The organism is Ramlibacter sp. 2FC, from assembly GCF_005503345.1.
Lineage (GTDB): Bacteria > Pseudomonadota > Gammaproteobacteria > Burkholderiales > Burkholderiaceae_C > SCMQ01.
In genome coordinates this window covers 25,406-38,546 of sequence record NZ_SCMM01000006.1, presented here as the reverse complement: position 1 = coordinate 38,546, position 13,141 = coordinate 25,406, and the positions used below count along the sequence as shown (strand labels likewise).

Sequence of the window (13,141 nt, the reverse complement as noted above, 5' to 3'; positions counted from 1 at the left end):
GACTTCATCATGAATATCCGTTCCTTCCTGCGCCCCCTGCTGCGCTCTGCATTCGCCCTGGTCACCGCGATGGCTGCCCTGTCGGCCATGGCCGATCCCTGGCCGTCCCGACCGATCACGCTCATCGTGCCCTACGCGGCCGGAGGCAACGTCGACCTCATGGCGCGCTGGGTGGCGCCCGACCTCGCGAGACGGCTCGGCCAGCCTGTGGTCATCGAGAACGTGGCCGGTGCGGGCGGCGTCATCGGCACCGAGAAGGCGATACGCGCCAAACCGGACGGCCACACCCTGCTGCTGTCGGTCGAGAGTTCGGTGGTGATTGCCAAGATGGTTACGCCCTCGACCGTGAAGTACGACGGCCTGAGGGACTTGATGCCGGTGACGCTGCTCGGATCGCAGCCGCTGGTGCTGGTGGGCAAGCCCGAACTCGCTCCCCAAACGGCCGCCGACCTCTATGCGGCCATCAAGGCGGCTCCCGGCAGGTACAGCTACGCCACTTCCGGCGTGGGCACTTCGCTGCACCTGGGCGGCGAACTCCTGAAGCAGCAGGGCGGCATCTCCGTCGTGCATATTCCCTATCGCGCAGGGGCCCAGATCGTGACCGACCTGGCAGGCAACCAGATCGACCTGGCTGTCCTGCCGCTGTCGCTGGTGATGCAGCAGGTGCAGGCCGGCAAAATCCGGGCCTACGGTGTCATGAGCGCCTCGGCATCTGCAGCCATGCCCGGCATCGTTCCCCTGGCCCAGGTGCCGGCTTGGAAGGGCGTGGAGGTTTCGGTTTGGCAGGGCATTTTCGCTCCCGCCGGCACCGACGCCGCGATCATCGCCCGGCTGCATCGGGAACTGACGGAAGTCCTTCGTTCTCCCGATTTGCAAAAGAAATTCGCCGAGGCTGGCGTGACCAGCCTGGGCTTGGGCCCCGAGGACTTCGCGGCCTTTCTCAAGCGCGAGGAGAAGAAGTTTTCGGAGGTGGTCGTCCGTGGTCGGATTCAGGCGGAATAGGAAGGACGGCAGCGTGCAAGTATCGCGGCGAGCCTGCCGAGCAAGACGTTGTCCACCGGCGCTTGGAGATCGATGGCAAGGTTGCGGCGGTAATAGGGGCTGAGGTCCAGGCCCACGCCCAGGCCGCAGATGGCGATGCCGGTCTCGGCCTCGCGCCGCGCCACGACCTCGCGCAGGTGCTGGTCGAGGTAATGGGCGTCGTTGGCCAGCTGGGTCGCGCTGTCCATGGGGCAGCCGTCCGAGACCACGACCAGCCATTTGCGCGGCTCGCCGCGTGCGGCCAGGCGCGCGCAGGCCCAGTCCACGGCCTCGCCGTCTATGCCTTCGCGGAACAGGTCGGCCTTGAGCAGGGCCGCGATGCCGGGTCGCGCGCGGCGCCAGGGCTGGTCGGCATGCTTGAACACCAGGTGGCAGGCCTCGTTGAGCCGGCCCGGGTGGCTGGGGCGGCCGGCGCGCAGCCAGTCGCGCTGGGCGCGGCCGCCGTTCCAGGCGCGCGTGGTGAAGCCCAGCACCTCGCTGGCCAGGCCGGCTTGCTCGAGCGCGCGCACGAAGACGTCGACCAGCAGGGCCACGGATTCGACATGCTGCTTCATCGAGCCCGAGCAGTCGATCAGAAAGCTCACCACGCCCTCGGCCGCCGGGTCCTGGCGCTCGATGCGGAACAGGCGGCGCTCGCTGGGCGAGACGATGAGCTGGGGCAGGCGCCGCCCGTCGATGTGGCCGGCCTCCTGGCCGCCTTCCCAGCCCTCGCGCCGGGGCAGCGCGAGGCTGGCCTTGAGCTCGCGCGCCAGCCGCGCCAGGTTGAGGCCCTGGCCGGCGATGCGGCGGTCCAGGCGTTCGCGGTATTCGCGCAGCAGGGCGGCGCGCACCAGCGAGGCCGCCGGCAGCTCGCAGTCGTAGGCGCGGGTGTAGACGCGGTAGCCGTCCTCGGCCTCGGCGAGCACGCGGCTGTCGGCCGAGTGCACGGTCGCGATGCCGCCGCCGTCGCCGCCCTCGAGGTCCGGCCACAGGCTGAAGCCCTGGCGCCGCCGTGGCCGCCCGGCCTCGGGCGCCTGCTCGCCTGGCGCGGCGCCGGCCTCCTGCCCGGCCTCGCGGATCATCCCGCTTACCGCGTCGGCGATGGCCAGCGCATGGCGCGCGTAGGCGGCCTGCTCGAAGCGGCTGCGGCGCAGGCCGGCCAGCGCGTGGCCCAGCCGCGGCACCAGGGCCATGCGCGTGGCCTCGATCAGGTCCTCCGTGGCCTCGTGCACGGGCTCGGCCGTGACGCGGGCGCGGCAGACCTGGGCCACGGTGTAGAGCAGGATGCCGGTGGCGGTCTCGGTCAGGCCGCTGTCGTGGAAGGCCAGCGACCACTGCGCGTGGCGGTGCCGCAGGTTGCTCAGCAGGCCAGGCAGCTGCGGCGCGGCCAGGGCCTCGCAGCGCAGCTGCTCGAGCATCTCGAACAGCAGGCGCGGCAGCGGCTCGGCCGGGCTCAGCGCGGCGTGCAGCGCGGCGTCGGAATGCGCGAGGCGCAGCGCCATGCCGTCGGCCGCGCCGCGAAACGAGGCGAAGTCGTCCTGCTCCAGCGAGGGGGCGAGGTGCGGGGCGAACAAGGGCAGGGCGCGCTGGCCGCGGTGCAGGCGCCGGCCGCGGAAATGCAGGGCCGGGTCGCCGCAGAGCGCGCGTATCGCCCCGGCGCAGAGCGCCTCGACCCGCTGCTGGTGGCGCGCGGCGGCCTGGGGCGTGGCCATGGCATCAGGCGGCGGGCAAGGCCAGCGCGTAGGACTCGGCCAGCTCGCGGTCGAAGCAGCGCTGGAAATACTCGGCGACCAGAGGGCGCTCGGCCTCGTCGCATTTGTTGACGAAGGACAGGCGCAGGGCCAGGGCCGGGTCGCGGAAGATCTCCAGGTTCTCGGCCCAGGTGATCACGCCGCGCGGCGACATCAGCGTGGACAGGTCGCCGGCCGCGAAGCCGCGGCGCGTGAGCTCGGCCAGCGCCACCATGCGGCCCACGAGGGCGCGGCCGGCCTCGTCGTCCAGGCGCGGCACGCGCGCCAGCACGATGGCGGTCTCCTCCTCGGGCGGCAGGTAGTTCAGCGTGGCCACGATGTTCCAGCGGTCGATCTGCGCGTGGTTCAGCCGCTGGGCGCCGTGGTAGAGGCCGTTGAGGTTGCCCAGGCCCACGGTGTTGCAGGTGGCGAACAGGCGGAAATGGCGGTGCGGGCGCAGCACGCGGTTCTGGTCCATCAGCGTGAACTTGCCGTCGCGCTCGAGCAGGCGCTGGATCACGAACATCACGTCGGGGCGGCCCGCGTCGTACTCGTCGAAGACCAGCGCCACCGGGCGCTGCAGGGCCCAGGGCACGATGCCCTCCTGGAACTCGGTGACCTGCAGGCCCTCGCGCAGCACCACGGCGTCCTTGCCGACCAGGTCGAGGCGGCTGATGTGGCCGTCCAGGTTGACGCGCACGCAGGGCCAGTTCAGCCGCGCGGCCACCTGCTCGACGTGGCTGGACTTGCCCGTGCCGTGCAGTCCCTGCACCATCACGCGCCGGTCGCGGCCGAAGCCGGCCAGCAGGGCCAGGGTGACGTCGGGGTTGAAGCGGTAGGCCGGGTCGATCTCGGGCACATGCTCGTCGCGCTCGACGAAGGCAGGCGCCTGCAGATCGCTGTCTATGCCGAACAGCTCGCGCACGGACACCATGCGCTGGGGGCGGGCGGTGCAGGGCTCGACCATGGCTTCTCCTCGGGGTGGGTCTCAGGCGCTGGCGGCGCCGTGCGTGGGAATGGCGTCGCCCTCGATGCGGCTCAGCGCCGCGGCGGCGCGCTGCAGCGGCGGCAGCAGCTGCAGGGCCTTGTCCGGCGTGAGCCGCATGATGGGCGCCTGCACGGCCACGCAGAGGTTGGAGCGCCCGCTGGCCGAGGGCACGAGCACGGCCACGCACAGCAGGCCGGGCAGGAACTCCTCGTTGTCGAGCGCGAAGCCCTGGCGCTTGACCTCGCGGATCTCCTGCTCGAGCAGCGCCATCTCGGTCAGGGTCTTGGGCGTGTAGGCCTCCAGCGGCGCATGCGCGAGCAGGCGCTGGCGCTGCGAGGGCGTCATCTCGGCCAGGAAGACCTTGCCGCTGGCCGAGCAGTGCACCGGCACGCGCGAGCCCGGGTGCAGGTAAAAGCGCAGCGGCGCGACGGTCTCGACCCGGTCCAGGTAGACCACCTCGCTGCCCGACAGGGCGGTGAGGTTGCAGCTCTCGCCGACCTCCTCGACCAGGCGGCGCAGCACGGCGTGGCGCGCGCCGTGCAAGGTGTCGTTGAGCAGCAGGTTCTCGGCCAGCCGGCGCAGGCGCACGCCGGTGCCGTAGTGGCGGCCGTCCACGCTGCGCTCGAGCAGGCCCGCGCTCTCCAGCTGCTGCAGCATGCGGTGCAGGGTGGGCTTGGGCAGGCGGGTCTCCTCCGCCAGGCCCTGCAGCGAGAACAGCTGGTCCTTGGAGGCGATCACCTCGAGCAGGGCGAACAGCCGCATGGTGGGCGTGTCGCCGTTGATCTCGACCAGGTCCGACTTGGGGTTGGGCACGATTTCCATGGCTTCATGATAGTCGAATTCCGAAAAACAGTGAAAAAAATTCTGAATTCCGAGATTTGTGTTGACTTTCGCCGTTTCCCATCCTATATTTCGCTCACATTTCGAAATTCGGAATGAAACGTATCGAATTTTTGTGCAACCGATCCTAGACCACAGGAGACCCTCATGAGCCAACCCTCCCGCGATAGCCGCAGCGTTGCCAGCGGCGTGCAGAAGATGACCCCCTCGGAAGCCTTCGTCGAAACCCTGGTCGCCAACGGCGTGACCGACATGTTCGGCATCATGGGCTCGGCCTTCATGGACGCCATGGACATCTTTGCGCCGGCCGGCATCCGCCTGATCCCCGTGGTGCACGAGCAGGGCGCGGGCCACATGGCCGACGGCTATGCCCGCGTCTCGGGCCGCCACGGCGTGGTGATCGGCCAGAACGGCCCCGGCATCAGCAACTGCGTCACCGCCATCGCAGCCGCCTACTGGGCGCACAGCCCGGTGGTCATCGTGACCCCCGAGACCGGCACCATGGGCATGGGCCTGGGCGGCTTCCAGGAGGCCAACCAGCTGCCCATGTTCCAGGAGTTCACCAAGTACCAGGGCCATGTGAACAACCCCAAGCGCATGGCCGAGTACACGGCGCGCTGCTTCGACCGCGCGATGAGCGAGATGGGCCCGACCCAGCTCAACATCCCGCGCGACCATTTCTACGGCGAGATCAGCGCCGAGATCCCCCAGCCCCAGCGCCTGGACCGCGGCCCCGGCGGCGAAGCCAGCCTCAACGAGGCGGCCGAGCTGCTGGCCACGGCCAAGTTCCCGGTCATCCTCTCGGGCGGCGGCGTGGTCATGGCCGACGGCGTGGAGGAATGCAAGGCCCTGGCCGAGCGCCTGGGCGCGCCGGTGGTCAACAGCTACCTGCACAACGACAGCTTCCCGGCCAGCCATCCGCTGTGGTGCGGCCCGCTGGGCTACCAGGGCAGCAAGGCGGCGATGAAGCTGATGGCCCAGGCCGACGTGGTGATCGCCCTGGGCTCGCGCCTGGGCCCCTTCGGCACCCTGCCGCAGCACGGCATGGACTACTGGCCCAAGAACGCCAAGATCATCCAGATCGACGCCGACCACAAGATGCTGGGCCTGGTCAAGAAGATCTCGGTCGGCATCTGCGGCGACGCCAAGGCCGCGGCCGTGGCCCTGGTGCAGCGCCTGGCCGGCAAGACCCTGGCCTGCGATGCCACGCGCGGCCAGCGCGCCGACCGCATCGCCACCGAGAAGGCGGCCTGGGAGCAGGAGCTCGACGAGTGGACGCACGAGCGCGACCCCTACAGCCTGGACATGATCGAGGAGAACGCCAACGAGAAGCCGTTCTCGGGCGGCCAGTACCTGCACCCGCGCCAGGTGCTGCGCGAGCTCGAGAAGGCCATGCCGGCCGACGTGATGGTCTCCACCGACATCGGCAACATCAACTCGGTGGCCAACAGCTACCTGCGCTTCGAGAAGCCGCGCAGCTTCTTCGCGCCCATGAGCTTCGGCAACTGCGGCTACGCCCTGCCGACCATCATGGGCGCCAAGGTCGCGGCGCCGCACCGCCCGGCCATCGCCTACGCCGGTGACGGCGCCTGGGGCATGAGCCTGATGGAGACCATGACCGCGGTGCGCCACAACATCCCGGTCACGGCCGTGGTGTTCCACAACCGCCAGTGGGGCGCGGAGAAGAAGAACCAGGTCGACTTCTACAACCGCCGCTTCGTCGCCGGCGAGCTGGAGAGCGAGAGCTTCGCCGGCATCGCCAAGGCCATGGGCGCCGAGGGCATCGTGGTCGACCGGCTGGAGGACGTGGGCCCGGCGCTCAAGAAGGCGGTGGACCTGCAGATGAACCAGGGCAAGACCTGCGTGATCGAGGTCATGTGTACGCGCGAGCTCGGCGACCCGTTCCGCCGCGACGCCCTGGCCAAGCCGGTGCGCCTGCTCGAGAAGTACAAGGACTACGTCTGAGCCGCCGCGTCTGAGCCTGCGCGCGCCGCCCGGCTTCACCGCCAGCGGCGCGCCCCGTCCCACCTCCACGAGACCCGCCATGGCCCTCCCTGAACCCGCAACGGCGCACCCGCATCCGCACCTGCACGCCCTGGTCGAGGCCGCGCGCGAGCGCGGCCCGCTGCCCCTCGCCATCGCCTACCCCTGCGACCGCAACTCGCTGGAATCGGCGCGCGCGGCCGCCCGCGCCGGCCTGGCCCAGCCCATCCTGGTCGGGCCGCGCGCGCGCATCGCGGCCGCCGCCGCCGAGGCCGATGTCGACCTGGGCGCGCTGCGCCTGCACGAGACCGCCGACGACCCGGTTGCCGCCGCGGCGGCCGCCGCCGCCCTGTGCCGCGACGGCCAGGCCCAGGCCTTGATGAAGGGCAGCCTGCACAGCGACGAGCTGCTGGCCGCGGCTCTGGCGCGCGAGGCCGGGCTGCGCGGCGTGCGCCGCGCCAGCCATGTCTTCGTGCTCGACGTGCCGGGCATGGACCGGCCGCTCTTGATCAGCGACTGCGTGGTCAACATCGCGCCCACGCTGGTGGACAAGCGCGACATCGCGCAGAACGCGATCGAGCTGGCCCAGGCCCTGGGCATCGCGAGGCCGCGCGTGGCCGTGCTGTCGGCCGTGGAGACCGTGAACCCGGCCATCCCCGGCACCATAGACGCGGCCGCCCTGTGCAAGATGGCCGACCGCGGCCAGATCCGCGGCGGCGTGCTCGACGGCCCGCTGGCCTTCGACAACGCGATCTCGGCCCAGTCGGCGCGCAACAAGGGCATCGTCTCCGAGGTGGCGGGCCGCCCCGACCTGCTGCTGGTGCCCAGCCTGGAGGCCGGCAACATGGTCTACAAGCAGCTGGTCTACATGGCGGGCGCCGAATGCGCCGGCCTGGTGCTGGGCCTGCGCGTGCCCGTGGTGCTGACCAGCCGCTCCGATTCGGTGGCCAGCCGCATCGCCTCCTGCGCGCTGGCGGTGCTGATGGGCGCCGCCGCCGCACCGCTGGAGCAGGCGGCATGAGCGCCGCCGGGCCGTCCCAAGGCGCGAAGGCCCCCTTGGGGGGCAGCGCCGCACACGAAGTGGCAAGCGTGGGGGCTCGCATGAGCGCCTTGCCCGATACCGCCGCCCTGGCCGGACCCGCCACGCGTTTCGCGCCGCTGGCCCGGCTGCTGCCCGGCGCCGGCCTGTCGGCCGTGCTGGCCATGGCCGCCACCCTGGTTTCCACCCTGCACGGCGGGCCTCAGCTGCTCTACGCGCTGTTCTTCGGTGTGGCCTTCCACTACCTGAGCCAGGAGGCGCGCACCCGGCCCGGCATAGAGTTCTGCGCGCGCGGTGTGCTGCGCCTGGGCGTGGGCCTGCTGGGCGCGCGCATCACGGCCGCCCAGATCGCAGGCCTGGGCTGGCACACGGCGGCCATCGTGATCGCGGCCGTGCTCACCACCCTGCTGTGCGGCTGGTTGCTGGGCCGCGCCCTGGGCCTGACGCGCGCCCAGGGCGTGCTCTCGGGCGGCGCGGTCGCGATCTGCGGCGCCTCGGCCGCGCTGGCCATCTCGGCCGTGCTGCCGCGCGAGAAGGACGGCGAGCGCTTCACCCTGATGGTGGTGGTCACGGTGACCGTGCTGTCCACCTTGGCCATGGTGCTCTACCCGCTGGTGGCGCGGCTGTTGCACCTGCCGCCCGAGCTGGCCGGCCTGTTCCTGGGCGGCACCATCCACGACGTGGCCCAGGTGGTCGGCGCGGGCTACACCCTGGGCCAGGAGGCGGGCGACTACGCGACCATCGTCAAGCTGTTCCGCGTGTCCATGCTGGCGCTGGTCGTGCTCGTGGTGTCCCTGGCGTTCAAGCGCCAGCGCGAGGCCGCGGACGGCGGCCCCACGGCCCGGCGCCAGCGCCTCGTGCCCTGGTTCCTGTGGCTGTTCGTCGGCCTGGTACTGGCCAATTCGCTGGGCGCGGTGGCGCCGGCGCTGCAGCAGGGGATGGGCGACCTCTCGCGCGCCTGCCTGGTCACGGCCATCGCCGCCCTGGGCATGAAGACCTCGTTCCGCGAGCTGGCCAGCGCCGGCTGGCGCCCCTTGCTGCTGCTGCTGACCGAGACCCTGTGGATGGCGGGCCTGGTGCTGGTGGCGATCTGCTGGCTTTGACGCCCCGGGGCTGAGAGTGGGGCGCGCTCGTGCCACACTCGAGGGTTTTTCAGACCCCGGCCCCCGATGTCTTCTCCCTCCGCGCTCGCCCAATCCGCCCTGCAGGCCTTCGACGACCTGGTCCAGGCCAGCGGGGAGCTGCGCGACCGCCCCGGCCAGCGCCAGATGGCCGAGCAGGTCGCCCGCGTCTTCAGCCAGGCCGGCCTGGGCAAGGCGCAGGAGGACGAGGCCGAGCCGGCGCGCGCCGTGGCCGTGATCCAGGCCGGCACGGGCGTGGGCAAGTCGCTGGCCTATTGCGCGCCGGCCGTCGCCCTGGCGCTGGCGCGCAACACCCGGGTGCTGATCGCCACCGCCACCGTGGCCCTGCAGGAGCAACTGGTGCACAAGGACCTGCCGGCGCTGGCGGCGCAGATGCCCCAGCCCTTCCGCCATGCGCTGGCCAAGGGGCGCGGCCGCTATGTCTGCAAGCTCAAGCTGGCGCGCCTGGCCGGCCAGGCCGAGGCCGAGGCGGACGAGGACCTGTTCGCCGACGAGGAGGCCGAGGCCGGCGGCCCGCCGCCCGCGCGCCAGGACAGCGAGGCACAGCGCCAGGCCTATGCCGCCATGGCGCGCGAACTGGCCGGTGGCGCCTGGGACGGCGACCGCGACAGCCTGGCCGATCCGCCCGAGGCCGAGCTCTGGCGTCCGGTCTCGGCCGAGGCCAGCTCCTGCACCGGCAAGCACTGCCCGGCGTTTGCCAACTGCACGTACTACGACAAGCGCAAGGAGCTGGTCGGCGCCCAGGTCATCGTGGCCAACCACGACCTGCTGCTGTCCTCGCTGGGCTCGCGCCTGCTGCCCGAGCTCGACAACTGCCTGCTGGTGCTGGACGAGGGCCACCACCTGCCCGCCACGGCGCTCGACCAGTTCGCCTGCCAGATGGACCTCAGCCGCAGCCACTGGGTGGAGCAACTGGCGCGCCGCACGCTGCGCATAGGCGGCCTGGTCGCGGTGTCCGAGGTGGCCGATGTGCCGCGCCTGGCGGCCCAGCTGCGCCAGACCCTGCTGGACCTGTCGCGCCTGGTGATGGACCTCTACGGCTCGGCGCTCAAGGAGGCGCCGCGCGGCGGCGGCCCGGCGCGCGCGCGCCTGCCGCGCGGCGAGCTGCCGGCGGCACTCGACGAGCCGCTGCGCCTGCTGTCGGTCACGGCCGAGTCCTTCCTGGCCTGCGTGAGCGCGGTGGCCAAGGCCCTGCGCGCCGAGATCCGCGACAAGCCCGGGGAGGCGCGGCGCCTGTCGACGCTGTACGCGCAGATCGGCATGCTGGCGCCGCGGCTGGAGGCCGTGCACGCCACGGCCCAACTGCTGCTGCAGGAGGCCGGCCCCGGCGAGGTGCCGGCCGCCAAGTGGTTCAGCTGCGAGGTCGACGGCGAGTTCATCGTGGTCAAGGCCCATGCCAGCCCCATCCTGCCCGGCGCCACGCTGCGCCACCAGCTCTGGTCGGCGGTGCGCGGCGCCGTGGTCACCTCGGCCACGCTGACCAGCTGCGGCCGCTTCGACTTCTTCCTGCGCGAGGCCGGCCTGCACGGCGACCCGGCCGTCGCCACGCTGGAAGTGGCCAGCCCCTTCGACTACGCGGCCCAGGGCCGCTTCATCGCCGCCGAGACCCTGGCCGACCCCAAGGACGCGGCCGGCTTCAACGCCGAGATGGCCCAAGCCCTGGTGCGCGACCTGGCCGCGGTGCGCCGCGGCGCCCTGGTGCTGTTCACCTCGCGCGAGCAGATGCGCGTGGCCGTGCAGGCCCTGCCGGCCGCGCTGCGCGAGACCGTGCTGGTGCAGACCGAGCTGCCGCGCGCCGTGCTGCTGCGACGCCACCGCGAGCGGGTGGAGGCCGGCGGGCCCTCGGTGATCTTCGGCATGCAGTCCTTCGGCGAGGGCCTGGACCTGCCCGGGGCGCTGTGCGAATCGCTGTTCATCGCCAAGCTGCCGTTCGCGCCGCCCGACGACCCGGTGGGCGAGGCGCGCGCCGAGTGGCTGCGCGGCGCCGGGCGCGACCCCTTCAGCGAGCTCGTGGTGCCGGCCACCGCGATACGCCTGGCGCAATGGGCGGGGCGCGCGATCCGCACCGAGACCGACCGCGCCGAGGTCACCTGCTACGACCGGCGCCTCACGCGCACCGCCTACGGCCAGCGCCTGCTGCAGGGCCTGCCGCCGTTCACGCGGCTGCGCCGGGACGCCGAGGGCCGGCCGCTGGGCGTATCCCAGGAGGTCGCGGCGCAGGCATGACGGCGGCTGCCGAAGCGGCGCCCTTCAGAACCGCTCGATCCCCGGGAAGGCCAGGCGGCCGCCGCGCACCAGCATCTTGCCGTACTCGGCGCAGCGGTTGAGCGTGGGGATGACCTTGCCGGGGTTGAGCAGGCCCTGGGGGTCGAAGGCGCGCTTGACGCCGAACATCTGCTCGTTCTCGGCGGCCGAGAACTGCACGCACATGCTGTTGAGCTTCTCCACGCCCACGCCATGCTCGCCGGTCACCGTGCCGCCCATGGCCACGCTGGTCTCGAGGATGTCGGCGCCGAACAGCTCGCAGCGCTGCAGCTGGTCGGGGTCGTTGGCATCGAACAGGATCAGCGGGTGCAGGTTGCCGTCGCCGGCATGGAACACGTTGGCGCAGCGCAGGCCGTATTTCTTCTCCATGTCCTGGATCGCGAGCAGGATGTCGGCCAGGCGCTTGCGCGGGATGGTCGAGTCCATGCACATGTAGTCGGGGCTGATGCGGCCCGAGGCCGGGAAGGCGTTCTTGCGCCCGCTCCAGAAGCGCATGCGCTCGGCCTCGTCGCGGCTCACCGCGATGGCGGTCGCGCCGGCCTCGCGCAGCACGGCGCTCATGCGACCGATTTCCTCCTCGACCTCCTCGGGCGTGCCGTCGCTCTCGCACAGCAGGATGGCCTCGGCGCTGAGGTCGTAGCCGGCATGCACGAAATCCTCCACGGCCGCCGTCATGGGCTTGTCCATCATCTCCAGGCCGGCCGGGATGATGCCGGCCGCGATCACGGCGGCCACGGCGTCGCCGGCCTTTCGCACGTCGTCGAAGCTGGCCATGATGCAACGCGCCAGCTGGGGCCTGGGCACCAGCTTGACGGTGACCTCGGTGGTCACGGCCAGCATGCCCTCGCTGCCTATCACCAGGGCCAGCAGGTCGTAGCCCGGGGCGTCGAGCGCGTCGGCGCCGAACTCCACCGGCTCGCCCGTGATCGTGAAGCCCTTGACCTTGAGCACGTTGTGCACCGTGAGGCCGTACTTGAGGCAGTGCACGCCGCCCGAGTTCTCGGCCACGTTGCCGCCTATGGTGCAGGCGATCTGGCTCGAGGGGTCGGGCGCGTAGTACAGGCCATGGGGCGCCGCGGCCTCGCTGATGGCCAGGTTGCGCACGCCGCATTGCACCACGGCCGTGCGGCTCGCCGGGTCCACTTTCAGGATCTGGTTGAACTTGGCCAGCGACAGGGTCACGCCCAGGCGGTGCGGCATGGCGCCGCCCGACAGGCCGGTGCCGGCGCCGCGCGCCACCACCGGCACCTGCAGCGCATGGCAGGTGCGCAGCACGGCCTGCACCTGCTCGTAGCTCTCGGGCAGGGCCACGACCAGCGGGCGCTCGCGGTAGGCGGTCAGGCCGTCGCATTCGTAGGGCACGGTGTCCTCGGGCGTGTAGAGGATGGCGTGCCCGGGCAGCACGGTAGACAGGGCCTGCACGATCTGCGCCTGGCGCTGGGCCTTGTCGGGCACGGGCTGGGAGGTGGGGGTGGCTGGGTCGTTCATGGCGCGGGACGGGCTGAATTCATCCGTCACTGTAGGCGAAAGCGCGGGCCCGGCGCGTGAGGATTTTTACAGCGGAGGCTGAAGCGCTTTCTTCGGCATGGCGGCCGCCGGCACAGAAAGTTACAGGAAAAACGTGGTGACCGTGCGCCGGGCCGCGGCCCAGGCCTAACCTCGGACCATGGTGCCCTCTGTCCGTCCCTCTACCATTGCCCAGCCCCTGCTGGCCTGCCTGCTGGGGAGCGCCAGCCTCTGGGCCGGCGCACAGACCGCCCTGTTCGAGGGGCCGCTGCCCACGCGCATGCAGTTCTGCCAGCAGGAACTGCAGGGCGCCGAGGGCGAGGAGCGGCGGCAGCTGCTGCGCGCATGCCTGGTACGCCGCGCCGACGGCGAGCGCCTGGTGCTGCGCGAATGCCGCCAGCGGTTGCGCGAGGCGCGCGTGGCGCCGGCCGAGCGCCAGCGCTGGCAGCGCGACTGCGAATACCGCGCGCTGGCCGTGCATTCGAGCGAACTGCCTCAGACGACCGTGGCCGCTCCGGAGCCGGCGGCACAAGACCAGGCGCCGGCGGATGCGGTGGCGCCGGCTGCGCCCCAGTTGCTCGAATCGGCCGGCCCCGTCACCTCGGTCGAGGCGCCGGCCGCGCCCTGA

General features: G+C 71.8%; 10 protein-coding genes. 6 read left to right on the top strand and 4 right to left on the bottom strand.

The genetic code is table 11. The annotated features are described in order from the left end of the window. The first annotated feature begins 9 nt into the window (after positions 1-9). Complete coding sequence (locus FFS10_RS04325) at positions 10-1,002, top strand: Bug family tripartite tricarboxylate transporter substrate binding protein (protein WP_249931167.1); 993 nt, start codon at positions 10-12, stop codon at positions 1,000-1,002. On the opposite strand, the gene FFS10_RS04320 is transcribed toward FFS10_RS04325, so the two are convergent. The 3 genes from FFS10_RS04320 to FFS10_RS04310 are packed head-to-tail and all read right to left on the bottom strand — an operon-like array spanning position 990 to position 4,560. Then, a complete protein-coding gene (locus FFS10_RS04320) occupies positions 990-2,732 on the bottom strand; it encodes a cobaltochelatase CobT-related protein (RefSeq protein ID WP_137891862.1) in 1,743 nt (580 codons plus the stop codon). The two genes, FFS10_RS04325 and FFS10_RS04320, sit on opposite strands and share 13 nt — an antisense overlap. A 4-nt stretch (positions 2,733-2,736) precedes the next feature. Then, entirely contained in the window at positions 2,737-3,717 is a 981-nt protein-coding gene (locus FFS10_RS04315) for an AAA family ATPase (protein WP_137891860.1), read from the bottom strand. A 21-nt stretch (positions 3,718-3,738) separates the two neighbouring features. After that, a complete protein-coding gene (locus FFS10_RS04310) occupies positions 3,739-4,560 on the bottom strand; it encodes an IclR family transcriptional regulator (RefSeq protein ID WP_137891857.1) in 822 nt (273 codons plus the stop codon). 165 nt (positions 4,561-4,725) lie between these two features. On the opposite strand from FFS10_RS04310, the gene xsc reads away from it, so the two are divergent. The 4 genes from xsc (at position 4,726) to dinG (ending at position 10,968) form a co-directional block, all read left to right on the top strand. Next, positions 4,726-6,543 carry a sulfoacetaldehyde acetyltransferase gene (gene xsc / locus FFS10_RS04305; protein ID WP_137891855.1) on the top strand — a complete coding sequence of 606 codons (1,818 nt, stop codon included), beginning with the start codon at positions 4,726-4,728 and terminating at the stop codon, positions 6,541-6,543. A 10-nt stretch (positions 6,544-6,553) separates the two neighbouring features. After that, positions 6,554-7,582: a bifunctional enoyl-CoA hydratase/phosphate acetyltransferase gene (locus FFS10_RS04300; protein WP_349654575.1), complete on the top strand. Its 1,029-nt coding sequence runs from the start codon at positions 6,554-6,556 to the stop codon at positions 7,580-7,582. An 80-nt stretch (positions 7,583-7,662) separates the two neighbouring features. Continuing rightward, positions 7,663-8,703, top strand: coding sequence for a YeiH family protein (locus FFS10_RS04295; RefSeq protein ID WP_137891851.1), 1,041 nt, complete (start codon positions 7,663-7,665; stop codon positions 8,701-8,703). 66 nt (positions 8,704-8,769) lie between these two features. Continuing rightward, positions 8,770-10,968: an ATP-dependent DNA helicase DinG gene (dinG, locus tag FFS10_RS04290; protein WP_137891848.1), complete on the top strand. Its 2,199-nt coding sequence runs from the start codon at positions 8,770-8,772 to the stop codon at positions 10,966-10,968. Positions 10,969-10,992: 24 nt separating this feature from the next. Here dinG and FFS10_RS04285 read toward each other — a convergent pair whose 3' ends face one another. Next, positions 10,993-12,495 carry an FAD-linked oxidase C-terminal domain-containing protein gene (locus FFS10_RS04285; protein ID WP_137891846.1) on the bottom strand — a complete coding sequence of 501 codons (1,503 nt, stop codon included), beginning with the start codon at positions 12,493-12,495 and terminating at the stop codon, positions 10,993-10,995. A 178-nt stretch (positions 12,496-12,673) separates the two neighbouring features. Here FFS10_RS04285 and FFS10_RS04280 point away from each other — a divergent pair, with 178 nt between their 5' ends. Continuing rightward, complete coding sequence (locus FFS10_RS04280) at positions 12,674-13,141, top strand: hypothetical protein (protein WP_137891843.1); 468 nt, start codon at positions 12,674-12,676, stop codon at positions 13,139-13,141.